The sequence below is a fragment of the Psychrobacter sp. NG254 genome, assembly GCF_015277735.1.
GTDB lineage: Bacteria > Pseudomonadota > Gammaproteobacteria > Pseudomonadales > Moraxellaceae > Psychrobacter.
Genome location: NZ_JADHDA010000003.1, coordinates 404,803 through 430,080, shown reverse-complemented (window position 1 = coordinate 430,080; position 25,278 = coordinate 404,803). Strand labels below are relative to the sequence as shown.

Below are 25,278 nucleotides of genomic sequence, written 5' to 3'. Positions count from 1 at the left end.
ACTATATATTGTCTCTTATTCAGGCAATTTTAGATAGCCGATTATAGACATACAAGGTTAATTCCGGTTGATAGAAAGTCGATTTTGGCTAATCACCTATGCAATGATAATACTGTTTAGAGATAAAACCGTTTAACTCATTTCAGGCCAAGGTGCTGATTATGCTATCGTCTACATCTAAGGCTATTTCCATGTCAGTTATTCATTTACTTGCTGCCATCCTGACGTTGTATGATGCTCATCTTGATGTGCAAATAAAGGATGCGCTTGGGCTTCTTGCAAACTCAGTACAGGCGTCACACAGACATCAGTTGCCGCAAACACACGCTGCCAATGTTCAAGCGTTTGCGTAGCAAATATCTCCGTAAGCGTCTCTATCGCTGATAGGCTATCAGCCATATTAGGCAGCATACCCAGCTGCCAATGTATTTTTTTGAGTGCGGGCAGCTCAAGTACTTCACACAGACCTTGCCAAAACTTCAACTCCAAAGCACCAACGGCCATATAACGATGGTCTGAGGTTTGATACAGTCGATAGCAAGGCAGCGCACCGCCCAAAAAATCATGCTGCGGCAGTAGCGTGTCGTTTAGGCCATGTCCTGAAAGGCGATTAATCAGTTTGCCTGTGACCTTTGGCATGACCATGTGATTATATAGGCTATGCGTCATGCTAATAAAAATGTGGCGTCCTTGACTTGTGCGCTGCGCGGCAAATACAGCAGCCAGTAGCGCAATCACTGCGGTGTCACTCCCACCTGCCAAATCCGCAAACTGAATATTGGGCATGGCCTGCTCGCCCTGCGCTGTTTTTAGCTGGTCGAGTACACCACTCATCGCCATAAAATTGATGTCATGACCCGCTTTATCGGCCCAATGATGACTGACTGGATCACCGTCTTCTGAGTAAGTAGCCTTTTCTAAGTAGCTACCTGCTACGCCATAGCCAGTAATAGATACCATTACTAGTTTTGGGTTAATAGTATGGAGTGTCTTAGCATCTAGCCCCATATCGGCTAAGACACCCGGCCGAAAACTGTCTAGCATCACATCGGCATGGGTCAGATGTGCCTTAATAGCTTCAATCGCTTTGGGATCATTGAAATCATGTTTTTCGGTCGTCTTGCCGTGATTGAGAGCCGCGAATAATTCGCCAAACACTCTGGCAGGGTCGCCCTGCTTGGGTTCAATTTTAAGGATATCGGCACCCAAATCGGCAAGCAAGCGCGTGGCAAAAGGCCCAGGTAGATTACGAGTCAGATCGACCACTCGTAACCCTTGTAGACAGTCCCCCATTTGATCATGATTTGATACATGCCTATCAGTCATCAGAAAACGCCTCACCTTTTGCTGCCATGTCTAACAATATCTGAGCAGGCTCAAAACGTTCGCCATAACTTGCAGCCAGCTCACGACTACGTTCAACAAACGCACTCACGCCCATCGAATTGATGAACTGTAGGGTCCCGCCCTGATGCGGTGCAAACCCCCAGCCAAAGATCGACCCTATGTTGGTATCGGCAACCGAGCGCACCACGTTTTCTTCATAACACTTGGCAGATTCATTGGCTTGAATAAACATCAAACGATCGACCAAATCTTGCTGCGAGGGTTGCTCTGATTTTGGTGGGTATAAAGTCATCAGCTCAGGCCATAAATGCTTGTCGCTTCCTGAGGGATACTCATAAAAGCCTTTGCCATTTTTTTTGCCTTCACGCCCATGCTCATTGACCAGTGTTTTGAGTATCTCGTATGAAGGACGTACCGCCATCGGCTTGCCTTCTGCTGCCATATCAAACTGTTGCTGTTCGCTGACATGCAGTGCTAGACTTAACGACACCTCATCTTGTAATGCTAATGGCGGCATCGGCATGCCTGTTTTTATACCAGCGACTTCAATGCTGCGCGGATGCACGCCCTCTCCTAGCATCGCAATACCCTCTGATACATAGGTGCCAAATACCCGCGACGTATAAAAACCGCGACTGTCATTGACGACGATAGGCGTTTTGCCGATTTGTAATACATAGTCAAACGCTTTGGCCAACGTCGCATCGTCTGTTTGCTCACCCATGATAATCTCGACCAATGGCATCTTGTCTACTGGCGAGAAGAAATGTAGACCAATGAATTGATTTGGGCGTGTACTGGCTTTTGCCAGTCCTGTGATCGGCAGTGTTGAAGTATTAGACGCATAAACGGCAGTATCTGAAATCACCGCTTCACTTTGCTGGGTACACTTGGCTTTAACCTCTCGGTTTTCAAACACCGCTTCGATGATAAGATCGCAATCAGCCAAATCCTCATAAGAGACTGTTGGCTTGATACGTTGTAGAAGGGCTTGTTTTTTCTCTTCTGTTGAGCGTTTACGGCTGATCGCTTTGTCCAAAATATTGGCAGAGTACGCTTTGCCTTTTTCAGCGCCTGCCATGTCAGTGTCTAGCAGAACGACATCGATACCAGCTTTGGCAGTGACATAAGCGATGCCAGCACCCATCATGCCAGCACCCAAGATACCGACTTTTTTGGTGGTTGTGCGTGCAAATCCTTGAGGGCGAGACTGACCCTTTTTGATGCTATTGAGCTGAGTCCACAGGGTATTGATCATGTTTCTAGATTCAGCAGACAGCACACAAGCTGCGAAATAACGTGACTCAATCTCAAGCCCTGTATCGATATCCACTAAGCAGCCTTCAAACACACAAGACATAATATGAGTGATCGCAGGATAGTTGCCGTGTGATTTTTGATTCGCCATAGCGGGTGCGATAGAAAAAATCGGTACGACGCTAGCATGCTTGCTATCACCGCCGGGGATTTTAAAGCCTTTTTTATCCCATGGCTGCTGCGCGCTTGGATTATCCTGAATCCAGTTTTTAGCCTGCAACATCATGTCTGTTCGGTCAGTGGCAGTGGCATCGATGAGACCGATACCTTTTGCCGCTATTGGGCCCAGATCACGACCTTGGGTCATCAGTTCCAGTGCTGCTTGAATACCCACCAATCGAGGCAAACGCTGCGTACCACCGCCACCTGGCAACAAGCCCAACTTAACCTCAGGTAGACCAAGCTTGGTTTTGGGTGCCTCAATAGCGATACGGTAATGACACGCTAACGCAAGCTCTAAACCGCCACCCAATGCGGTGCCTGTCATGGCAGCGACGACAGGTTTCCCTGAGGTTTCAAGCTGACGCATACTGCCTTTGAGCCCTTCAGTCAATGTAAATGCTTGCTCAGCTGTCTTGATGGCAGACAACTGATTAAGATCTGCCCCGACTACGAAGGTGTCTTTGGCCGATGTGAGAATTAGGCCTATGGCTGCCTTATCATTGATGAAAGCATTGACCATCGCTGCAAACGCCTCTGCAAAACCCTCACCGATGACATTCATTTTGCGGTTAATTTGATCTATCATCACAGTGACGATGCCTGCATCGTCACGCTGGGCTGAAAAACCTTCTTGTTCGTTAATTGTGTTTGCGCTATCTGCTGTCTGATTGTTTGTCATCATTTTTATCCCTTAAATGATTCTTTATATATTATTTTTGGCCTAATTTTTTCAGTCTATTTGAGACAGAGGTCAAACGCGTTCAATAATGGTCGCAATACCCATACCACCACCCACGCATAACGTAATCATGGCCGTCCTTAAGTCGCGGCGCTCTAGCTCATCGAGGACCGTCGTCATCAGCATCGCACCTGTTGCTCCAAGCGGATGACCCATAGATATTGCACCGCCATTGACGTTAACAATATCGAGCGAAATCCCGAAGTCGTCAGCAGTATTAAGCGGTACGGCAGCAAATGCCTCATTAATCTCCCAAAGGTCTATGTCAGAGGCTTGCATACCCGCTTTGGCAAGGGCTTTTTGGCAGGCAGGCGTTGGGCCGGTCAGCATGATGGCAGGCTCTGAACCAACAACTGATGCCATTGTGATTTTGGCGCGTGGTTTGAGACCTGCTTTTTTGCCCGCGGCCGCGCTACCAATCAAGCAAATTGCTGCCCCGTCGACGATGCCAGAGGAGTTACCCGCATGGTGTACGTGATTCACCGTTTCAATCGTGGTATATCTGTCCAAGATAACGCTATCAAAGCCCATTTTGCCCGGCATGATAAAGGAAGGCTTTAGGCCAGCTAAGGTCTCGACATTGGTATTGGGCCGGATGGTTTCGTCTTTATCCAATAGCATCATGCCATTGATATCGGTGACAGGGACGACAGACTTATCATAATAACCGTTCTCCCAAGCCTGTGCCGCGCGGCGATGCGACTCAGTGGCAAAGGCATCAACATCCGTACGACTAAAGCCTTTGAGCGTCGCTATGGTATCCGCGCCCACCCCTTGTGGTACAAAGTGCGTGGCTTCATTGACACGTGGATCCATGTACCAAGCACCGCCATCGGAGCCCATCGGCACACGGCTCATAGACTCCACACCGCCTGCCACGACCAGGTCTTCCATACCTGACATGATCTTGGCCGCTGCTAAGTTAATAGACTCCAGACCAGAGGCACAAAAGCGCGACAAGGTAAGCCCTGCCACACTTTGCGCCCAGCCAGCATCAATAGCGGCAATGCGGGCTATATCAGAGCCTTGCTCACCCACTGGCGTCACGCAGCCAAGCACCACATCATCGACCAAACTGGTGTCCAAATTATGGCGCTGCTGCATCTCTTTTAACAAAGTTCGCGTCAGCCAAATCGGTGATGCCTGATACAATGAACCGTCCTTTTTTCCTTTGCCACGTGGCGTGCGGATGGCGTCATAAATGTAAGCGGTCTCAGTCATAAAAAATCCTTTTTTTATTTTGTAAATTCTGTAAATAATACGCTGACGTCCTATTTAGCTTGCTAGATAGGACATGGGCTTGTAACCAATCAATAAGCTACGCGGCTACATAAAGCGTGATGCCAACTCTTTCATAATCTCATTGGTACCGCCATAGATTTTTTGCACGCGCGCATCGGCATACAAACGTGCAATAGGATACTCTGTCATATAGCCATAGCCACCAAACAGCTGCACACACTCATCAATCACTTCACACTGCTTTTCTGTGACCCAGTATTTGATCAATGACGCATGCGGTACGGACAGTTTGCCATCTAACATCGCATCGACTGCTGCATCACACATAGTGCTGGCCGCTAGATAATCGGCATAGCATTCTGCCATCTTAAAGCGCGTATTTTGAAACTTCCAAATAGGTTTGCCAAAGGCTTCACGGCCTTTTACATAATCTAAGGTTAGATTGATCGCCAGCTTCATCGAGCCAACCCCAGACAACGCAATGATTAAGCGCTCACGTGGTAGCTCCTGCATCATCTGGATAAAACCCATGCCTTCTACCGTGCCCAGCAGGTTGGTTTGGGGCACACGGACATTGCTAAAGAACAGTTCTGAGGTGTCTTGAGAGGTCAGACCAATCTTGTCAAGATTGCGTCCACGTTCAAACCCTTCTACTTTATCCGTTTCTACAATGATAAGTGAGACGCCTTGCGCGCCTTGTTCGCGGTCTGTTTTGCAAGCGAGTAAGATAAGGTTGGCATGCTGACCATTGGTGATAAAGGTTTTTGAACCATTGATAATATAATCGTCACCCTCTTTTACCGCATAAGTCTTGATGTTTTGTAGGTCAGAGCCAGTACCAGGCTCAGTCATGGCGATAGCACCAATATATTCACCCGTTGCCATTTTGGGTAGCCACGCCTGTTTTTGTTCCTCAGTACCGTGGTATAAAATATACGGCGCGACGATACCTGAATGCACCATACCGCCAAAGCCTGATTGATTGGCCTCAGTCTGTGCGTAGATAAGCGCCGCTTCATGACCGAAATCCCCGCCACCGCCGCCATACTCGCTTGGTATCGCCGCACACAAGAACCCCATCTCGCCTGCCTCCTCCCATGCAGCGCGATCAATCATACCGTTTTTGCGCCACTGCTCGTCCTTGGGATCCCAAGATTGAAACATTTTCAGGGCGCTATCGTGCACCATTTGATGTTCTTCGGTCATCCAATTGGGTGTGAATTTTTCAATACTCATGGTGTCTATCCTTGACAAGGTGAAGTAAATAACAACTATATAATCAAGTCTATATAAATCCGCTACATCGTCATCCTCGCTAAGCATACTAATGTATAACTTGTACTCGGTTTCCTTGTATCGAAATTATATTGAACTGACTATAGCTAAGTCGTTTTAAAAAGTTTATGGTAATTTATATTACCGTTATAGATATACTGGAAATTCTTTGTATTCTTTAATATAGAAGTCTTATACTAGGACAGGAAAAACCACTTCGCAATCAATTAAATAAAAATGGTAATTCATATTACTTATTGATTTAATGATGATGGATTAACAAATAAGCCATTAAACTGGTAAGCCGCATCGAATAACCAATACTCTAAGAATGAATAGATATGAAAAACTTCAGTCAGTCAGATAGCATCACGCAAACTCGATCTTTAGCCCCTCTATCCGATATGCGCCCTGCGACTTTAGAAAAAATAGAAAAAGCCGTTCGTAAGGTATTTGCAGGATTCGATGCCAATGAGGTCACCATGGCGCAGATTGCAAAATCTGCAAACGTCTCCCTGCAAACGCTCTACAAGTACTTTGGAGACAAGCAAACCCTGTTTTATACCATTATGGATATCGTGCTGGGCAGATTGGCCGCTCGCATCATGGATCATTTGCAAGGGATTGATAGCGTGCAGGAGCGCTTACGTAAGACGCTGTGGGTCTGTTTCGACTTTGTCGATGCGCATCCAGATGCCGTGATGGTGCTTTCTTCGGTCTCGGTATCACGGATACGCAATATCGCGATCTATGAAAACAAAGAGCTGATTGGCGCGTTTTTGGCCGTGTTGGAAGATGGTCAAAATCGCGGTGTGCTCAATAACACTGTACCGCTACACATACTGTTTGATGTGTTTATGGGCTTTATCAGCCGACTCGGTTTGATGCATACCATTCGCCAAACAGAAACGCCATTAAATGCAGAATTTGATGCACTGTTTGTGATTTTGTGGCGGGCTATTTCAAAGCCTGATGTCTGATCTTTAACAAACTATAGTCAGAGAACTACTAAACGGCTATGGCGTTATTCTCCTTAGAAGTACTATTTGTACAATCTGCAGTCGGCTGCCTTGTATCCGTTTCTGACTTCTTTGACTATAACGTAAACACTAAAAAGCCCCACAATAAAGTGAGGCTTTTTTATACTTATTTTTCGGTAAATGGGATTATGCAGTCAACATAATTAACAGGTGACGCTGCTTATACGCTCAAAATTTTTTAGATACTGCTAGATTTTGGCAGTCCATACTCTGCACGGTCGAGCACATGATTGTCTTGTTCAATCGTCAGTCGATAGCCTTTGATAATACCGTCATATGGTAGATTGCCGTCATACTGCTGATAATGCTCGCAAATGCTTTCTTGAATCACTGACTCACGTGCAACCTTGCCCAGTTTGGCAACGTTATTAGGCAGCGTGACTTTTGCTAAACTTGAGGCAGCACCGCGAGACATCCAATTTGCGCCACCTGTAAACGTAAAATCCACTTCCGCTCGCAAACGATAGCTAGGCGTAACGTCAGCATCATTCGTTAAGCCATATTTGATCTGAGCAATGTCTTCTGCGAATGGCTGATACGGTATTTCCAGCACTTCAAATAGCTTGGCTAAAAACTCATCAGCCGTAAGGTATTTGTCCATGTAACTACCATCAAGTCCAAGATATCTATTGCACAGTACATGGCGCAGGCGGTCACAGGCAGGTATGGTGTGCTTAAGCGGATAGCCCATTTTTTTAACGATGTTCTGCGGGCGCAGCTCAGACAACTCTATTTGCTCGATGATATATTTCGCTAGAGAATGGCGCGGTTGGTAACGGCGGGTATATTTGGATTGATTGGTAATGTGGCTCATGATATTGAACACCTTAAACTCCTGTTACTCCGACGAAAAGGTTGAAATACACCCAAATAGGCAAAAATCAGGCACAAATGAGGTTGTCGGAGTACAGGCTCATGCGCTTTACCAGAGTTGTTTTATATCGTGCTGGAAGTTGCAAGGTTTGTCACGCTACCATTAGACTGTTGTCATGGTTGGCGATAACAAAACTGTTAAACCCACGATAAATCGTTCAACGATGATAGCACATCATGTGCCAAAAAATAAATACTGATATTTGTGAGCGTTTGTGAATAACTCCTTTTCACTTTACGCACTCAATCTCGGACACCTCTATACACTACTTATTCAGGTGCTAACACGAGACTAAATATCGAAAAGTCAGTGTTGAAGCATTTAAGTATATTACCGATGGCTTAACGATTGACGTCAACGACTATTCGACCACGAACTTTACCGTCCAATAATTCGCTTGCCGCCGTAATCACTTCACTCAGGCCAATCTCTCTTGTGATTGCATCTAATTGCGTCATATCCAAACTTGTACTCAAACGTTGCCACGCTTCTACCCGCTCATCATAAGGTCGCGTCACACTATTGATACCAAGCAAACTGACACCGCGTAAAATAAATGGCGCAACAGTAGCAGGGAAATCCATGCCTTGAGCCAATCCACAAGTAGCGACTAGACCATCCTCACACGTACTGGCACATACATTGGCCAGCGTATGACTGCCAACAGAATCAATTGCGGCAGCCCATCTCTCCTTACCAAGCGCGCGTCCCGGACTACTCAGTTCAGCACGGTCAATGATCGTCGTTGCACCAAGGCTTTTTAAGTATTCGGCTTCTTCCAGACGTCCCGTAGAGGCGGTGACAGAGTAACCTTGGTTTGCTAAAAGTGCGATGGCAAAGCTACCAACACCGCCATTAGCACCCGTCACCAATACTTCGCCACTCTCTGGCGTCAGTCCATGACGCTCTAATGCGATTAAGCAAAGCATCGCAGTATATCCTGCTGTACCTATCGCCATCGCCTGACGTTCAGTCATCGATTCAGGGAGCGGGATCAGCCAGTCACCGTTTAATCGCGCTTTTTGTGACAGACCGCCCCAATACTTCTCACCCACACTCCAACCATTTAACAACACCTTGTCGCCAGCTTTGTAGCGAGGATGGCTGCTTGTTTCGACGGTGCCCGCTAAATCTATCCCTGGAACCATGGGGAATGTGCGTACCACAGGACTACGACCCGTGATAGCCAGTCCATCTTTGTAATTGAGCGTGCTATATGAGACACGAACCTTGACGTCCCCTTCTGGCAATTGCGTGTCCTGTATCTCAGTCAGGTTAGACTGATAAACATCGTCATTTTTTTCAATTAATATTGCATTAAACATGGTAGCTCCTATTTAGACCAATCGTCTATAAATGGTTAAAAAATTTAGACCGGTCGTCTAAAAATATAAATAAAAAAATTACTTCTGCATCCCTGCTGCAAATCCTCGGAAAAAAGTATCTAATGGACTGACATCTTGTGTCAACTTAGCACGCAAAACCGCACCTTCCCAACCAATCCAAAAAAAAGCAGCAAGCTCATCACAATCACTATTAGAATGTATTTGCCCTTGTTGTACTGCAAGACTCAAGCAAACCGCTAAACGCTTCTGCCAATCAAGCAATATGTTTTCTAACTCACAACGAAAACTCTCAGGCAACACTGTAACTTCTTGACCTAAGTTGCCTACTAAGCAGCCGCGTCGAAATTCATACTTAATCATTCCCGATTTAGCATCCTCAACGAAGTCATTGATACGCTGCATAGGAGATACTTGCTCATTCAAAAAAAAATGATCTAGCTTGCGAGCAAAATATAACGCGTATTGCCGCAACACTTCCTGCCCAAACGCTTCTTTGTTTTTGAAGTAATTGTAGAAGGAACCTTTAGGTACATTGATACGTTTGAGTATGGCATCGATACCAGTAGTCGCAAAGCCTTGCTCTGTCAGCATCTCCATCCCAGATCTTAAAAGAGCCTCACGGGTATCCGTAAACTCTCGTTCAACATTGGGTGGACGCCCTCGACGGGCTTTTAGCTTAGTAATTGTCATGCATAGATATTATGACCGATCGTCTTTAATGTCAATAAATTATTTTTAGCGGTTTATTTATCCATTAGCCGCTCTAGTTTTTTGACTGTCATCGCTATCAGTCTTCACCATGATATGTCGCTTCGTCCATCCAAACGATGGGATCTTCACACAAATGAGTTAAGTGATACCAGATATCACTACTACGAGCGATACGGTGATGACCGCCTGCAAAATAATCGACTTCCCAGCTGTCAGGCAGATTTACTAAGGTTCGCCTAGCAACTGCCACATCCAAGCTTTCATCGTCGACTTCTACCATAACTCGTACCATCTGAGTGTTAGAGGTAGGGAACGACAGCTTCATATCAGCCATGTCAGGGATACGGTCCGCCAATACCTCATTTGGATAGATACAAGGCGCAATTAACAGTGCCCGCAAGTTGTATTTATGCGCAAAATGATTGGCAAACCAGCCGCCAAGCGAATGCCCTGCCAACACCACTCGCGGGTACTGTGCCATTTTTTCACGAATCAAAGCATCATAAATCTCAAATATTTCTGCAAAATTGTCTCGATAATTAACCGTTTGACAGTATTTAGGCTCACGCGTGATACAGGTATATTTACTGGTCTCATTGCTTGAATCAAGGCCATGAAAAAACAGTAAAAAAGTATCGTTGTTTTCGATAGGAAACATCATAAGGTTCTCCTTTTTTAATTATTATTTAGGTTTATTCTTAATAATTTGGCTATAAATTAAACCGATTTTTGGCTAGCAATCTGCGCTTGATACAAGCTCAAAATCTCATCACAAGCCTGCATTGAGATATTTTTTGCAAAACCTTCGTTAAACCAAAAATCATAAACTGCTTGGACAATGGCTTTCACTGCCTCCGTATTTTCTGGCTTTTGTTCTGTTAGTTTCATCGCAATGTCTTGTGCCTGTATATCCGACTCGTTATAGGGCGCGCTCCAGCCCACACAATAACGATAGAGCACATCATTAATGGCCAATATGAATATGGCATTTGAGACACCAAATGAGCCAATAAGCCTCTCTAGCATTGCACAGCGCTCTTCGTAAATACTGACCTCTATCGGCATATCAGCTTGCTCAAACAGACAATCACAACTCACCATGTGCGAGGGCTTACTAAAATCATCCCATAGCAGTGGATAAGTTCCGCGAATTCCGCCTTTTTCTACTATATTAAAACGCCAAATTGCATAATGAGTATCTGGCCCCTCGTAAGGCACATGTATGAACCACTGCATCATCGCATCACTGTCATACATAATATGAGTACTACCAATCCACACGCCCTGCTTAGGCAGTACATCCTGATATACGCTATCCATGCCATCACTATAAAGCTTCACTTTATGCAAGTTTTCATCACTGACATCGCCTAGCTTTGCTCTTGCTTCTTCTATGTTTCGATAGGGTTTAAAGGGTGCTACCCAACTGAGCGTCTCATCAGTATTATTCACGAAATAAATATCATCTTCATAATTGTCTAGAGAGACCGTTTCGAGGTAAAACAATGGCTGTTTTCGTACTCGGCCTTTCTCATCATTTGCTAGTGCCGTTATACCAGATAGCTTTGAGCCATCCGACCATTGCATATTGTCTAACCGTTTTTGCTCAAATTGATACGTTAATCTCGTCATATTTATATCCTTATTATTTTGATTTTGGTTTTTTAGCTGCAGTCCTTCGTTGTTGTTTTATTCTGAGCACTGATTTCAAGCCAACCGAATCTATTCGCCATTGTGTTTAAATGACGTCACTATCTATAGAATTAAGTAAATTAATCGACTTGGCAAGGCAGGATTTTTTTTAATATTGATTGGTTTTTAGCCACAGCTTTTCATTGTCGCATTGCCAATACTTTGGCAATGCCAACGAGCATTTTTTCTATTTATTAACAATGATGGTTTGTAGAATTTGTACAGACGAAGAAGTTTAGAATAAACGAAAATAACATTGCGAAGGTAGCATGCTAAAGACAACTCAGTTAAGAAATGAAGCGTTGCGCCCCGAAGGTTAACTGTCTGCCGCGTTATTTTTGCCTGGCCCAATAACTATAATATAAACCCATATAAAAATAAAGTAGTTTGGAAGCCTATACGACAACTGGTGTCGCCTATCCTAATTTAATAGGGCGCTTAACATAGACTTATTATGGCTAGGCAAAGTCAGCAGTGATATAGAAGTATTGCTTTTGTCCATCCTCATTTTGGAATGACACTCGATAGCCATTGATTACCCCATCAAATGGAATATTTCCTGTCATAGCCATGTAATGTGCTCTAATTAATCCTTCAATCACTTGTCGCTGTCGGTATCTATCCAGTAGGCGTATCTCATCGTGCAACCCTATTCTCGTAAACTTAGAAACCGCCATCATACTCATAAATGAAGGTTTGAAATCGTCGCTAAAAGTGACATCTGCATAGACAATGGGCTTAATAGCATTTAATACCTTGTGAGCGTACTGCTCCAGCTGTTGTAAAAGTGGTAAATACTCACTTCTATCAATCTCCAACACTTCGCACAGAGCATGAATAAACTCAGCAGATGAGTATTTGAAATCATAACTGGTTTTGGTCAGGCCTAATTCTGAAGACGACAAGACATGCTCTAGACGTTTTAGAGCGCTAGTTTGAGTTTTGACATTAGTCTGATAGCCCATAAATTGGACAATTTGGGCGTATGATAGATTTTGTTGTTCAATGCGCTGTAGGATTAAAGACTGCAATGTCATTGCATGGTGACCAGTAATCGTCATGGGATGCTTCCTTATACTCTGGCCTATTTAACTATGCCGATAAAGGTAAAAGCACAGTTACCTTGCTGAAAGTTGCAGAGTAATAAGGTGTTGTGCGTTTTACCAGTTGTTGTTTTTCATCGTGCTGGAAGTAGCCTTAAACCCACGATGTGCTTATATAGTAGCAAGGCTTATCAATATATGTCTAGATGGGCTTCGATATGAGACGACAATAACTGTCGCTTATATTTACGCGAATAAAATTTGAATAATTAAGGAGGGGCTTAGCATAATAGTTAAGCGGTAATAAATTTTTCGAATAAATGCCCAATTAACAATCCTTATCAAAAAACAACTTCCACGATCGACGTGGACTTGCTATCTTGCCCCGCAAACCTTGTATTCTAACAAAGCCTGCCCCACTTTGACCTATCACACGTAGTATCTGCATCTGTATTGGATTTTATGACACATAACATTGAGGCCAGCTCAAACGCTCGCCGAACTCAGTATTTTCAAGTATTTTTGATGGGCGTTAGTGCCTTTATTATGAACACCACAGAATTTGTCCCTGTGGCGCTGTTGAGCGACATTGCCCAAGACTTTTCTATCACGACGGCAGAAACTGGCTGGATGTTGACGCTCTATGCTTGGATTGTCGCGGCGATGTCATTGCCGCTGATGCTACTCACCAGTCGATTTGAGCGCAAACGTTTGCTCTTGGGGCTTTTTGTGGTATTCATTGCCAGTCACGTGCTATCCGTATTTGCATGGAGCTTTGACGTGCTCCTCATTAGTCGGGTTGGGATTGCGTTATCGCATGCTATTTTTTGGTCCATTACAGCCGCAATCGCGATACGTGTCGCACCTGAAGGCAAAAAAGCCATGGCGCTTAGTGTACTGGCAACTGGTACGTCATTAGCAATGGTACTGGGTGTGCCATTGGGTCGCTTAGTCGGCCAATGGTTTGGCTGGCGGGCGACATTTGGCGGTATCGGCGTGATTGCCTTAGTTGTATTCATCCTACAAGCAAGGCTATTGCCGACACTGCCTAGTATGTTTGAAGGGTCTTTTAGAAAGATTCCAGAGCTACTAAAAAATCCCTTATTGGTCTGTCTGTACCTGCTTATTTTATTGGTCTTTACAGCGCACTACACGGCTTACTCTTATATAGAACCATTCATGCGTCAGGTCGGTAATATTAGTGAAAACGCTGCGACTTTCGTACTGTTACTATTCGGTGCGGCAGGCATTGCAGGCAGTGTGATATTCAGTCGTTGGGGTGATAGATTCAATACCAGATTGATGCTCATCTCTACGATCTTGATACTCGTATCTATGCTCACCCTACTCTTGGCAGTGTCTTCTATATGGGCACTGAGCCTGATTGCACTTCTCTGGGGTGCAGCGCTCATGCTACTGATTATCTCGATGCAGGCCAAAGTCATCATGGTCGATGTCAATGCGCAAGATATGCTGATGTCGATGTTCTCAGGTATTATCAATCTAGGGATTGGTACGGGTGCGTTATTTGGTGGTTATGCTGTGACGCATATTTCGCTCTCTAGCGTGGGATACACAGGTGCAGCGTTCGCTAGTATCGCGCTACTCCTCATGCTATTTATGATAAAGCGTTTTCCTGAGTTGAGTAAACGACTTGGCTAACTAATAAGCCAATATCGAAGAAGAGCCAAAAAATAGCAGTCAGGAAATAACAAGCAGAATGCCAGCCATGTAAATGGGCTGGCATTCTGCTTATGCGTCAATACAACGATGTAGCATATGAATCATATTAAGGATTGCTTAGATACTCATTGAACGAACGTTCAGGTGCAGTTATACTAATTTTATTGGACATAAGTATACTTAGGCTATCAGTATATGTAATAAAAGCCTGATAGAGATTAAGCACAAAAGGATGAGTGTGAAATGGATACTATTCAAAACAAGGAAGTCATTACCTCCGGTCTAAATTTAGTGACGATGGATATCACCAACCTTCAACTGGTCGGAGATTCGTGATGTCTGGTGAAACGATTCAACAAGATAGTCAAGATCAAGGAAATCAGGATAGCTCTGCTCCTCTTAAGCTAGGCAGGTTACATTATGCTTGGATGGTCGCTGCGACAGGCTCTGTGGCGATGTTCTGCGGACTTGGGCTAGGACGATTTGCATTTGGCATGTTACTACCATCCATGTCGGCTTCTTTGGGATTAAATTATACCCAAAGCGGTATATTGGGATTCACCAACCTGACAGGATATCTCGTGGCGGTGCTTCTAAGTCCTCTCGTTCTACCTCGGTTTGGTACTCGAGCAACTGCGACAGCTAGCCTACTCCTCATTGCCGTCTCTATGCTCGGTATGGCTTTTACCACCAGTTTTCCGATACTCTGCGCACTCTATGTGCTGACAGGTATCGGTAGCGGCGGCGTGGTCTTACCGATGATGAGCGTCATGTCTCATTGGTTTTTTCCTTCACACCGCGGGCTTGCTCTAGGACTGGTCATGGCGGGTCCTGGGTTTGGTATCATTTTATCGGGCTTCGTTGTACCCAAACTCTTACCCATCTCTACCCTACTGTCTTGGCAGACAGGCTGGCTAATTTTTGCCGTTATTAACATTGCGGTGGCTTGGCTTACTTTCACTTTGATACGTAACCATCCAGACGATGTCAGTCAAAGTCCTTTTGGGCGCGCACCTACTCTGCCTGTCAAAAACAAGAAAAAACTAGAACGCAGCAATATTAAGCTACTCGTACATTTGGGTATTATCTTTGCCATTTATGGTGCCACTTACATGGTTTATGTCACCTTCATCGTCACTAGCATGGTGGGCTCGTATCAACTGAGTGAAGCGACTGCGGGTGGCATTTGGGCATGGATTGGACTGCTAAGTGTCTTCTCAGGTATATTGTTTGGCTGGATTTCTGACCATATTGGCAGACGCCTTGGTCTTGCCTTGGCCTTTTTCTTCCTTGCTATCGCTTACCTATTGGTCGGACTCACTGATTGGCATTCAGGACTGTATTTGTCAATTATCCTGTTTGGGACAGTGGTATGGAGTGTGCCTGTCATTATGTCGGCCTCAGCGGGTGATTATTTCGGGCCTGCAGCAGCGGCAAGTGCACTAGCGGCACTGACTTTTGCCTTTTCAGGTGGACAGGCTCTCGGGCCAGTGGCTGCAGGTTATCTTGCAGGAATCACTGGGGACTTTAGTATCAGCTATATGGTAGCTGGCATCGCAGCCTTTGTAGCGCTTGGACTTTCCTTGTTATTACGTCCGCAAAAATTAGCTTAAGGCTAAGCTCTAAGATATTGATTATGGTATCTATACTCACTCTACTCTTAGCAGTGATATCTATACTATAGTCAGAGAACGACTAAACTGCTACGGTATTAGTCTTCCTAGATGTACTATTTGTACAATCTGCAGTCGACTGCCTTGTAGCAATTTTAAATTTCTTCGACTATACATAGGCAAGCATTTCGCCTAGTTGTACTGCTTCGGATACTATATTGATGCCATTTATGATCAGGCGGTTTTATTGCGATTTTACAATCAAAACGATTGCTAGGTTTTCAAAAAGTGGTTACACTTGATTGACAAACTATTACATTTACGACAAGGAAGTCGCTATGCCTCGTAACACCACTCGCCCTATTATCAATCCTACTACTCTCAAAACTTTTACAAAAAGTGTGCTTGCTATTAGCTTATCTGTCGCTGCTATGGCTCACGCAAATGCCTATGACAGTGTGACCTTTTTTGGTGACAGCTTGACCGACGGTGGATATTTTAGTCCTTTGACTCAAGGTGCCTTTGGGGTTGCTGAATCAGGTCAGTTCACTACCAATCCTGATAACACATGGGCAACCTCATTCGCTGAACAACTGGGTACGACTGCTGTTGCCAATACTTTTGATGGCAGTCAAACGGGCAATAACTACGCTATCGGCGGTGCAAGAGCAGGCGTAGATGTTACTGCTTTTGATATTCCAGTGGCTTCTGCTAATAGCCAAGTCGACAGCTATATCGCCAATAACAAAGTAGATCCTAATGGGCTATATGTCGTCTGGGCAGGGGCAAATGACCTGCTTGCTGCAGCGGCCGATCCTGCTAATGCTCAAGCTACCATACTAGGTGCAGTAGCCAGTCAAACTGAAACTATCAATACCCTAAAAGACAATGGTGCAAAATATATTTTAGTACCCAATATTCCTGATGTTGGTCTAACCCCTAGAGCTATTGAACAAGGGGCTGTAGCACAAGCGCAAAGTACTGGTGCTACTCGTCTATACAATCAATTCATGCTTAGTGCAGCAGCAAATACTGGTGCTAATATCATACCGCTAGATATGTTTAGCTTGACCCAAGAGATCATTGCGTCGCCTGCTCAGTATGGTTTCACTAACGTCACTGATGAAGCCTGCGGAGATAGCAGCTCTCTCACTTGTGGACGTGATACGCTTGTAGAAACAGATGCCAACGAAACCTATTTCTTCGCAGATGGTATTCACCCAACCGGTCAAGCGCATCAACTGATTGCAGACTATGCAAATGCTGTCGTCACTGCACCTAGCCTAATCGGTGTACTGCCTCATATTGCGACCACAACCGGACTTGCGACCAATGAGCGATTACAGTCGCACGTCAATCAAATCCAAAGCAGTGCGCAAAAGCCTGCCCGTACACTATGGGCTGTCGGTGAAGTGGCCAATCAAGAAATTGCAGGATTCGATGGTGATAGTAATACACAGGTATTATTGGGCGTAGATTTTGCTCATCCGAACTCAGCCAATGCAGTCACAGGCTTGTATGGCAATATCACCCAAAAAGACTTTGAAAACTCAGATGTCGGCACAGGTTTAAGTGATATTGATCTAGGAGAGATCGGTTTTGGTGTCTACCATAGCAACAAATTTGGCGGCTTACAGATCAATGGTGCTGCAGGGTTTGGCAACATGGATGTCGATGTCACTCGTGCAGTCACGCTTGGCAGCAACCAACAACAGTTTAAGTCAAATGCTGATGGTAAGCGTTACTATGCCAATGTGCAGGCAGGCTACCCGATGCAGGTAAGCAGTCTTGCTATCACACCTTATATCGGTGCAACAGCGAGCCGTGTAAAAATATCTGGACTTAATGAAAAAGAGATGTCTGGCATTGCCATGCAGTTCGATGAGCAAAAATACTCTACGACATATGGCAAGCTTGGGCTAAAAGCCAACCATACCTTGATGGAGGACCTCAATGTATTTGGTGATCTTCATTACCAAAAGCAGCTGAGTGACAATCGTGAAGCGGTAACCGCACGCTTGAACACGCTACCGAATATCAGCTTTGAGACGCCTACGATCGAAACTGACGATGATAATTTTGCAATGACGCTTGGTCTGTCTAAAAGCTTCAGTTTGTTGAACGCCAATGTGGGTGTCACACATTCACAAGGTGATGATGACGACTCAACCAGCCTATTCGTTGGTCTTAGCGGCGAATTCTAAATAAGTAACGAATTTATCATTACGGTATAGGCGATTCACTATCGCCTATACCGATTTACATTTAGCAATAGCTATCATAGCGTTTACCCTTCAATACCCTCTACTGCAAATAGCCTTTAACACTCACATCTGCTATACCCATATTTCTAAAAGTCAACTTTACCGCGCAATACTTTCGTTTTGCCGCGCTGGGTTTTCTGATCCACCCGTTTACGTTTTGCATTTCTGCTGGGTTTGGTGGATTTTCTGGTTTTATTCACGTGAGTGGCTTTGTTTATAAAGCTTTGTAGCCGCTCAAGCGCATCTATTTTGTTGCGTTCTTGCGTACGAAACTGCTGCGCCTTGATGACCAGCACACCCTCTTTGGTTATTCGACTGTCTTTGCTGTCTAGCAGCCTCTGTTTGTACTCATCACTTAAGCTTGATTCATGAATCGCAAAACGCAGGTGAATGGCAGAAGACACTTTATTGACATTCTGTCCACCAGCGCCTTGTGCTCGTATGGCGCTGATCTCTACCTCATTATCATTGAGGCTAATCGTGTTATTAATAAAAATCATAGGCTGCTTTTATAAATTATGAGTCAGTATGATAAAGCATTATGGATTTGTCTGCTACTTTGCCAATTGTTGACGGCTACGCTCAATCACTGACGCGTCGACAGCTTTTAGACGCTTACTATTAGAGATAGCGATGATATATTCGCAAAGTTTTTGTAGCGCTATAGTCAATCCTTTATAAAAGAGCTACAGCGTTAACCTCGCTTGAAGTATCACATATACATCTGCACTCGGTTGCCTTGCATCTCTTTTAAACTGAATCCACTATACTTTGAGATATTAGGATTCAGATCTATTAACATTTAGCGAATCGCTTTCGATAAGACCGTCTACCAGATTGATAGTCCGATCACAGGATGCTGATAGACGTGGATCATGGGTAACCAATAACACACCGCAATCACGCTCGCGGTTGACTTTACGAAACAGCTCGAACACTTCGGCAGCCGTTACCGTATCTAGATTACCTGTGGGTTCATCCGCTAATAACAATGCAGGCTCTGTGATGAGCGCGCGAGCAATAGCCACTCGTTGTTGCTGGCCACCTGAAAGCTCATTTGGTTTGGTATTAGCAAACTTCTCCAGACCCACCGAAGCCAGTAACTCGCGCGCTTTTTGTATGGCAGATTGATTCGGGCGACCCTTGGTCAGCATCAATGGCATTAATACGTTATCTAACACAGTAAATGCCTGAATAAGATGATGAAACTGAAATACAAAGCCAATACTATTGCCTCGCAGTGCCGTGCGACCAGCATCATCCATATTACTCGTTGCCTGCCCGAGCAGGTACAGCTCACCACTGGTCGGTTTGTCTAGCAAGCCAAGCACATTCAACAAGGTGCTTTTACCAGAGCCAGAGGGACCAATGAGCGCAGCAAAATCATTATTATCGATGCACAAATCGATACCATGTAGCACTTCAATCTCATTGGGTTGGCCAATATTATAAGATTTTTTTAGTGCCTCTAAACGCAGCACTTCATGAGAGTTATTATTAGACATAACGAATAGCCACCACTGGATCCAATGCGGCAGCTCGGCGCGCTGGTATAGCAGCAGCCAATACACCGGTTAGCGTCGCTAGCAACATTGCTAGTAAGATAAGCTCTATAGACACTGGAATATAAAATAAACTTGGGCCAAAAGTGTTGAACGCCCACACTAGAACATAACTCACCGCACTACCCAAAACAGAACCCAGTAAACCAAACACAGCGCCCTGAATCAAAAATATCCATAAGATTTGCTGACGAGTCGCACCAGTGGCACGTAAGATTCCAATTTCTCGAGTACGCTGTACCACACTGACCGATAGTACGCTCGCAATACCAAAGGCGACCGAGATACCCACAAACACAATAATCATATTAGTAGACAGGCTCTGTGCTGATAGCCCACTCATTAATTGTGCATTGGTCTCGATCCAGCTCTCTGCCTGCAATGATGTCAGACGTCCTACTTGCTCAGCAATATTGTCCGCCTCAAAGATATCGGCAACCGTGAGGTCAATCACGGTGACACCTCCTGGCAAGCTGAGCAATGACTGTGCTTGCTTTAAGTCCAGATAGACGTAACGCGCATCCAGCTCACGGACACCCAACTCAAATATCCCAGCGACATTTACCACGGTATTGTCCTGCTCACCAGTGTCTAGTCGCAGTTTGCTACCCACTTGAACACCGAGATTATTGGCAAGCTCACTACCGATGAGCACATTATCAGCGCCTACTCGCAGATCACCACTGATTAGATACTCATCAAGCGGTATGATTTTCTGGTATCTTTCGAGTTCTGTTCCGATCAATACCACCGACTCTAACGCTTCTCCACGCCGAACAAACGCAGGTCCTGATACCACAGGCGATACTGCTGTCAGTAATGGTAGTTGATCTAAGGTAGCGGTAATCTGTTGCCAGTTATTGATTGATCGTAGCCGCTGAGGACGCTTGTCTTCTTGTATCAGCTGTGCGGTTCCCGCTGCTACTGGTGCCACTAGATTAACTTCATCTGGTGATACCAATTGAATATGAGATTGGCTGCCAAGCGTTTTATCAATTAAATTGGTTTGTAAACCTTGAATCAATGCTGTGATAAACACGATAACAGCCACACCAATAGCCACACCTAATGTAATCATCAGCGACTGTACCCGTCCCTCGCGTAAAAAACTGATCGCAATGACCGCGTCGATCCATAAGCGCCCGAACAAATTTTTCACTTGGATGTTACCGCTGGTTCATTACGGGTTGTTGACTCATCAGTGCGCACTCGCTCACCATCGACCAAAGATGCAGTTGCATCGGCCAGCACTTGATCTCCGTTATCCAACCCTGCTATTACTTCCGACATAGCCAGACCACGAAGCCCTAGCATTATTTTTTGACGCTGTACTTTACCATCACGTAATAACCATACTTGAGCCGTATCCTCTTGGATATTCGCTAAAGCATCATTGGGAAGCACCAATGCCTGCTCACGGCGACCTGTTTCAATATTTACTGAAACGGTCATGTCTTGTCGTAGAAACTCAGGCACAGGATCAACCAAGAGGCGAACCTCTACAGTACCTCGCTGCGAATCGATACTCGGTGCGATGAAATTAATACGAGTAGGAAAAGGCTGGTCTGGATACGCATCAGCGATGGCAAGTGCTTCTTGTTGCAATGCCAAACGTGATAAATTACGCTCATCAAGCGGCACATGTACCTCTGTATTGCCAGCAAGCGCGATAGTAAATAAGGTTTTACCGGGCTGTACCAGATCGCCCGGCTCCACGTCACGAGTCAGTACTGTACCAGCAACCTTGCTGCGCACTTCTGTCTTAGCCAATTGAGCCTGCAATGCCGCAATACGTTCACGTAGTAGCGCCTCTTCAACACCGCCAGAAGCCAATGCCTTTGCTCTTAGACGCGCCGCTTCCAAATCATTACGAGCTTGGCTCTGGGACTGCTCCGCCTGCTCCATCTCTTCATCCGATATCGCTGAAATCGCTGCCAATTCACGTCGACGCGACACATTACGAGTGGCTTGTGCAAGCTGCACCTCAGCTTTTGATAGGTCAACCTTTGCTTGTGGGCGCCTACTGGTCACAAGCTCAGCCAATTCAGCCTCTGCTTGACGTACTTGTGCAGCCACATCATCCGAGCTGAGTACCAATAATAAATCGCCTTTTGCCACTTGGTCACCTTCTTGTACCAAGCGCTCAAGCACGACCCCCGTCACCTCACTACCAATTTGAGTACGTGATGTCGTCACGACACGTCCAGTCGCAACCACCGTTTGTACCAATGGCATAGATGAGACTGTATAGCTAGGCAACAGTGGTCCTCGCCACCAACGAAAGATAGCAAAGCCCACTGCAAGCACTAGCAGAACAATCACAATCAAATACTTATAGTTGACAGCTCGCAATGAGTTTCTCCGATTTTGAGTAAGAGCGTTTGATACTGACGGGCAATATGGTCTATGTATAGTCAATCCTCTATAAATTGGTACGGTGTCAGTCTTGCTTAGTCTACTAGTTGTAGTACTTTCACTCGCCTTCCTTGTATCCAAATTATATTGAACCGACTATAGAAATATTTTATGCACAGTAATATCAAGTGAGAAAATCATTATATCAATAATAGTAGTGTTGATTTAACAAACTTTAGCTACTTATCCAATAGTTGACGGCTGCGCTCAATCACTGGTGCATCTACCATTTGACCATTTACTTTAAATACGGCCTGCCCACTGCGCTCATACTCCTCAACCACGCGCTGAGCAAATGACAATGCTTCGTCTGTCGGTTGTAACGTCTGTTGCACGACTGCTACTTGCTTAGGATGAATGCAAAGCATTCCAGACATACCCATCTGTGACCATAAATTTACTCGCGTGCTTAATCCGGCTTTATCATTAAAATCAGGATAAACCGTATCAATCGGCGCTGCTAGCTCATGTACTTTAGATATCAGCATTAATTGATAACGAATCTGATTGGCAACGATATCTGCGGCAGGCGTACCTACTTGTACCCGCAAATCATTGCACAGATCTAAAAAACCATAACTAAACGCGGCCAACCCGACTGCTTTTGCCATACTATCGATTTGATACAAACCAATCGCACTCTCAATCAATGCAATCACAGGCAAATTGATAAGTTGGTGCACGCTCTCAATGTCGGCGACTTGCTCAGCTTTGGCCAGTAACACGCCGGCTAAATTTGGCATTTTCTGACAGAGCACTATGTCTTTGAAAAACTCTTCACTACCTGCCTTATTAATACGTAGCCAAATCGGCTGATAATCTTTACTGTCATGATATTGTTGTAATACTTCGCGTCCGGATGCTTTATCTTCTGGCGCAACGGCATCCTCTAAATCGACAATAACTGCATCTGCGCCACTATCAAAAGCTTTCGCCACTCTATCGATGCGAGTCGCTGGCACGAATAGCCATGTTTTATTTTGAGAAATCGTTTTTATTTTATTTTTGATAACTGAATCCATGCGTGACTCCATTATATTGTCCAAGTAGCTATTAGCACATTTATTATGCCACTATACAGCTGATGCTCATTTAAAATTAGCAATTTATTCGTTAGTACAAAACCAAGATTACTTAGACATTCTATTAAAAAACCAAACCAAAAAAACCGCATGAAAATAAATCTCATGCGGTTTTTAATTAACTTTTCTTGAATTTATATTCCAAGCTTTCTGATCGGCTAATTAAGCCAGCATACCACCGTCGACAACGATAGTCGCACCTGTGGTATAACTTGATGCATCAGACACTAGATACAATACTGTGCCAGCCATTTCATCAGGATTCGCAACGCGCCCTAGTGGAATCGAATGTAGTGCCATTTTTAAGACTTTATCATTGGTCGTCAAAGCAGAGGCAAACTTGGTATCGGTTAAACCTGGCAATAGCGCGTTGACACGGATATTCAATGGGCCACATTCTTTAGCAAAGGCTTTGGTCATGCTAATGACCGCCGCTTTGGTAATTGAGTAGATGCCTTGTTTGTCGCCCGCTACTAAACCGTTGACCGAGGCAGTATTCAAGATGACGCCACCACCTTGCTCTTTCATCATTTTGCCAGCGGCCGTCGACATAAAGAAGTAACCGCGGATATTGACTTCAACGGTCTTATCAAAAGCGGCTAAATCTGTATCTAAAATATGACCATAGTAAGGATTTGCCGCGGCATTATTAACTAAAATATCAATTTGGCCAAATTCACTTTTGATATGCTCAAAAATTGCGTCAATCTGCGCCATCTCACCCACATGACAAGCAAAGGCGCTGGCTTTATGACCATCAGCGACGATGCTATCAGCGACTGCTTGGCAGGCATCAATCTTACGGCTAGAGACGATCACATGCGCGCCTCGTGATGCCAATAGACGGGCAATAGACTCGCCAATACCGCGGCTAGCGCCAGTAACCAAAGCAACCTTACCGGTTAAATCAAATAAATCTTTCATCATGATTCCTTATATTTTTATAAACTAACTATTTTTAAACAATCGTTTTTGAACACTGAATTCATGTATCTAAAATTGGATAACTAAACGCAGATAATCGCTGTCATACCTAACAGCGATTATCGAGCACTAGCAAATGAATAATGAGCGCTCAACAGTCGCAGTTACGCTAGCATACCACCATCGAGTGTAAAGGCATGACCGTTCATAAAGGTGCTCTCATCGCTGGCTAGCCATGCAATCGCACTAGAGATTTCATTCACATCTCCTAGACGGCGCAGTGGACTGGCCTTAATCGTTGCTTGCTGCGTACGCTCATCCATGGTTGCCATGGTATTGCGTACCATCGGCGTGTCAATGAAACTTGGGCATACCGCGTTAAAACGAATATTGGCGCGAGCATACTCATGGGCAGCAGATTTGGTAAGACCCATAACGCCATGTTTAGCAGCGCTATAAGCTGAAATCATAGGCGCTGAACGTAGACCAGCAATAGATGCCACGTTAATCACATGACCGCCGCCATTAGGTATCATACAATTGACAGCGGCACGCATACAGTGCCAAACGCCTTTTAAGTTCACTGCGATATTGCGATCAAAGTCATCATCGCTTAGCTCATGCATCGGAGAAGGCTTATGATCGATACCAGCGTTGTTTACCACAACATCTAAGCCGCCAAGCGTTTCTACTGCAAAGTCAAACAACGCACGTACTTCATCGCCACTGGTCACGTCTACTTTTTTGAAGACGATACTGTTGCCAGCATCTTGACCTTGTTTGGCAACCGCTTCGCCCATCTCTTCTGCCATATCACCGATCACGACTTTTGCGCCGCGACTGGCCAGCAATAACGCACTTGCGGCGCCGATGCCTGACGCACCGCCCGTGATTAAAATTCGTTTACCCGTTACATCTGATGCAATTCCGTTTGTATTCAGTGTCAT

21 protein-coding genes are annotated in these 25,278 nt (G+C 44.9%); 4 read left to right on the top strand and 17 right to left on the bottom strand.

Annotation, left to right across the window (positions count from 1 at the left end):
- Positions 1-198 precede the first annotated feature (198 nt).
- From IP510_RS07180 to IP510_RS07165, 4 genes are all read right to left on the bottom strand, one after another.
- Positions 199-1,326 (bottom strand): CaiB/BaiF CoA transferase family protein, encoded by a 1,128-nt coding sequence (locus IP510_RS07180; protein ID WP_194364080.1) that lies wholly within the window; start codon positions 1,324-1,326, stop codon positions 199-201.
- Positions 1,319-3,508: a 3-hydroxyacyl-CoA dehydrogenase NAD-binding domain-containing protein gene (locus tag IP510_RS07175; protein WP_227669550.1), complete on the bottom strand. Its 2,190-nt coding sequence runs from the start codon at positions 3,506-3,508 to the stop codon at positions 1,319-1,321. The genes IP510_RS07180 and IP510_RS07175 overlap by 8 nt, the downstream gene beginning before the upstream one ends.
- Before the next feature lie 69 nt (positions 3,509-3,577).
- The gene (locus IP510_RS07170; RefSeq protein ID WP_194364079.1) at positions 3,578-4,786 is read right to left on the bottom strand and encodes an acetyl-CoA C-acetyltransferase; all 1,209 of its coding nucleotides are present in this window, start codon (positions 4,784-4,786) and stop codon (positions 3,578-3,580) included.
- A gap of 105 nt (positions 4,787-4,891) precedes the next feature.
- Positions 4,892-6,043 (bottom strand): acyl-CoA dehydrogenase family protein, encoded by a 1,152-nt coding sequence (locus IP510_RS07165; RefSeq protein ID WP_194364078.1) that lies wholly within the window; start codon positions 6,041-6,043, stop codon positions 4,892-4,894.
- Between the two features lie 380 nt (positions 6,044-6,423).
- On the opposite strand from IP510_RS07165, the gene IP510_RS07160 reads away from it, so the two are divergent.
- The gene (locus tag IP510_RS07160) at positions 6,424-7,062 is read left to right on the top strand and encodes a TetR/AcrR family transcriptional regulator (RefSeq protein ID WP_194364077.1); all 639 of its coding nucleotides are present in this window, start codon (positions 6,424-6,426) and stop codon (positions 7,060-7,062) included.
- 238 nt (positions 7,063-7,300) lie between these two features.
- On the opposite strand, the gene IP510_RS07155 is transcribed toward IP510_RS07160, so the two are convergent.
- From IP510_RS07155 to IP510_RS07130, 6 genes are all read right to left on the bottom strand, one after another.
- The gene (locus tag IP510_RS07155; RefSeq protein WP_194364076.1) at positions 7,301-7,936 is read right to left on the bottom strand and encodes a hypothetical protein; all 636 of its coding nucleotides are present in this window, start codon (positions 7,934-7,936) and stop codon (positions 7,301-7,303) included.
- A 401-nt stretch (positions 7,937-8,337) separates the two neighbouring features.
- The gene (locus IP510_RS07150; RefSeq protein WP_194364075.1) at positions 8,338-9,321 is read right to left on the bottom strand and encodes an MDR family oxidoreductase; all 984 of its coding nucleotides are present in this window, start codon (positions 9,319-9,321) and stop codon (positions 8,338-8,340) included.
- Between the two features lie 78 nt (positions 9,322-9,399).
- Complete coding sequence (locus IP510_RS07145; RefSeq protein WP_194364074.1) at positions 9,400-10,032, bottom strand: TetR/AcrR family transcriptional regulator; 633 nt, start codon at positions 10,030-10,032, stop codon at positions 9,400-9,402.
- 97 nt (positions 10,033-10,129) lie between these two features.
- Positions 10,130-10,714: a YqiA/YcfP family alpha/beta fold hydrolase gene (locus IP510_RS07140; RefSeq protein WP_194364073.1), complete on the bottom strand. Its 585-nt coding sequence runs from the start codon at positions 10,712-10,714 to the stop codon at positions 10,130-10,132.
- Between the two features lie 56 nt (positions 10,715-10,770).
- A complete protein-coding gene (locus tag IP510_RS07135; RefSeq protein WP_194364072.1) occupies positions 10,771-11,685 on the bottom strand; it encodes a hypothetical protein in 915 nt (304 codons plus the stop codon).
- Positions 11,686-12,203: 518 nt separating this feature from the next.
- Positions 12,204-12,806, bottom strand: a complete 603-nt coding sequence (locus tag IP510_RS07130) for a hypothetical protein (protein ID WP_194364071.1) — start codon at positions 12,804-12,806, stop codon at positions 12,204-12,206.
- Positions 12,807-13,250: 444 nt separating this feature from the next.
- Between IP510_RS07130 and IP510_RS07125 the strand changes: the two genes are divergently transcribed.
- The 3 genes from IP510_RS07125 (at position 13,251) to IP510_RS07115 (ending at position 18,288) form a co-directional block, all read left to right on the top strand.
- Positions 13,251-14,450, top strand: coding sequence for a sugar transporter (locus IP510_RS07125; protein WP_194364070.1), 1,200 nt, complete (start codon positions 13,251-13,253; stop codon positions 14,448-14,450).
- Positions 14,451-14,806: 356 nt separating this feature from the next.
- Positions 14,807-16,084, top strand: coding sequence for a YbfB/YjiJ family MFS transporter (locus tag IP510_RS07120; RefSeq protein ID WP_194364069.1), 1,278 nt, complete (start codon positions 14,807-14,809; stop codon positions 16,082-16,084).
- A gap of 338 nt (positions 16,085-16,422) precedes the next feature.
- On the top strand, positions 16,423-18,288 hold the full coding sequence (locus IP510_RS07115; RefSeq protein WP_194364068.1) for an autotransporter domain-containing protein: 1,866 nt from the start codon (positions 16,423-16,425) through the stop codon (positions 18,286-18,288).
- Between the two features lie 146 nt (positions 18,289-18,434).
- Here the strand turns inward: IP510_RS07115 and arfB are convergent, their stop codons facing one another.
- From arfB to IP510_RS07080, 7 genes are all read right to left on the bottom strand, one after another.
- Positions 18,435-18,848, bottom strand: coding sequence for an alternative ribosome rescue aminoacyl-tRNA hydrolase ArfB (arfB, locus tag IP510_RS07110; RefSeq protein ID WP_194364067.1), 414 nt, complete (start codon positions 18,846-18,848; stop codon positions 18,435-18,437).
- Positions 18,849-19,127: 279 nt separating this feature from the next.
- Complete coding sequence (locus IP510_RS07105; RefSeq protein WP_194364066.1) at positions 19,128-19,853, bottom strand: ABC transporter ATP-binding protein; 726 nt, start codon at positions 19,851-19,853, stop codon at positions 19,128-19,130.
- Entirely contained in the window at positions 19,846-21,069 is a 1,224-nt protein-coding gene (locus IP510_RS07100; protein ID WP_194364065.1) for an ABC transporter permease, read from the bottom strand. Before IP510_RS07100 ends, IP510_RS07105 begins: the two co-directional genes overlap by 8 nt.
- A complete protein-coding gene (locus tag IP510_RS07095; RefSeq protein ID WP_194364064.1) occupies positions 21,066-22,262 on the bottom strand; it encodes an efflux RND transporter periplasmic adaptor subunit in 1,197 nt (398 codons plus the stop codon). The genes IP510_RS07100 and IP510_RS07095 overlap by 4 nt, the downstream gene beginning before the upstream one ends.
- Positions 22,263-22,504: 242 nt before the next feature.
- Entirely contained in the window at positions 22,505-23,347 is an 843-nt protein-coding gene (locus IP510_RS07090; protein ID WP_194364063.1) for an HpcH/HpaI aldolase/citrate lyase family protein, read from the bottom strand.
- A 222-nt stretch (positions 23,348-23,569) separates the two neighbouring features.
- On the bottom strand, positions 23,570-24,334 hold the full coding sequence (locus IP510_RS07085; protein WP_265087568.1) for an SDR family oxidoreductase: 765 nt from the start codon (positions 24,332-24,334) through the stop codon (positions 23,570-23,572).
- A 161-nt stretch (positions 24,335-24,495) separates the two neighbouring features.
- Positions 24,496-25,278 (bottom strand): SDR family NAD(P)-dependent oxidoreductase, encoded by a 783-nt coding sequence (locus IP510_RS07080; RefSeq protein WP_194364061.1) that lies wholly within the window; start codon positions 25,276-25,278, stop codon positions 24,496-24,498.

Excerpts from the sequence above, each read along its gene's own strand:
- IP510_RS07160 (WP_194364077.1), top strand. The coding sequence starts at position 6,424 with ATGAAAAACTTCAGTCAGTCAGATAGCATCACGCAAACTCGATCTTTA.
- IP510_RS07145 (WP_194364074.1), bottom strand. The coding sequence starts at position 10,032 with ATGACAATTACTAAGCTAAAAGCCCGTCGAGGGCGTCCACCCAATGTT.
- IP510_RS07085 (WP_265087568.1), bottom strand. The coding sequence starts at position 24,334 with ATGATGAAAGATTTATTTGATTTAACCGGTAAGGTTGCTTTGGTTACT.
- IP510_RS07090 (WP_194364063.1), bottom strand. The coding sequence starts at position 23,347 with ATGGATTCAGTTATCAAAAATAAAATAAAAACGATTTCTCAAAATAAA.
- arfB (WP_194364067.1), bottom strand. The coding sequence starts at position 18,848 with ATGATTTTTATTAATAACACGATTAGCCTCAATGATAATGAGGTAGAG.
- IP510_RS07105 (WP_194364066.1), bottom strand. The coding sequence starts at position 19,853 with ATGTCTAATAATAACTCTCATGAAGTGCTGCGTTTAGAGGCACTAAAA.
- IP510_RS07165 (WP_194364078.1), bottom strand. The coding sequence starts at position 6,043 with ATGAGTATTGAAAAATTCACACCCAATTGGATGACCGAAGAACATCAA.
- IP510_RS07120 (WP_194364069.1), top strand. The coding sequence starts at position 14,807 with ATGTCTGGTGAAACGATTCAACAAGATAGTCAAGATCAAGGAAATCAG.
- IP510_RS07170 (WP_194364079.1), bottom strand. The coding sequence starts at position 4,786 with ATGACTGAGACCGCTTACATTTATGACGCCATCCGCACGCCACGTGGC.
- IP510_RS07180 (WP_194364080.1), bottom strand. The coding sequence starts at position 1,326 with ATGACTGATAGGCATGTATCAAATCATGATCAAATGGGGGACTGTCTA.
- IP510_RS07135 (WP_194364072.1), bottom strand. The coding sequence starts at position 11,685 with ATGACGAGATTAACGTATCAATTTGAGCAAAAACGGTTAGACAATATG.
- IP510_RS07155 (WP_194364076.1), bottom strand. The coding sequence starts at position 7,936 with ATGAGCCACATTACCAATCAATCCAAATATACCCGCCGTTACCAACCG.
- IP510_RS07125 (WP_194364070.1), top strand. The coding sequence starts at position 13,251 with ATGACACATAACATTGAGGCCAGCTCAAACGCTCGCCGAACTCAGTAT.
- IP510_RS07130 (WP_194364071.1), bottom strand. The coding sequence starts at position 12,806 with ATGACGATTACTGGTCACCATGCAATGACATTGCAGTCTTTAATCCTA.
- IP510_RS07080 (WP_194364061.1), bottom strand. The coding sequence starts at position 25,278 with ATGACACTGAATACAAACGGAATTGCATCAGATGTAACGGGTAAACGA.
- IP510_RS07140 (WP_194364073.1), bottom strand. The coding sequence starts at position 10,714 with ATGATGTTTCCTATCGAAAACAACGATACTTTTTTACTGTTTTTTCAT.
- IP510_RS07150 (WP_194364075.1), bottom strand. The coding sequence starts at position 9,321 with ATGTTTAATGCAATATTAATTGAAAAAAATGACGATGTTTATCAGTCT.
- IP510_RS07115 (WP_194364068.1), top strand. The coding sequence starts at position 16,423 with ATGCCTCGTAACACCACTCGCCCTATTATCAATCCTACTACTCTCAAA.
- IP510_RS07175 (WP_227669550.1), bottom strand. The coding sequence starts at position 3,508 with ATGATGACAAACAATCAGACAGCAGATAGCGCAAACACAATTAACGAA.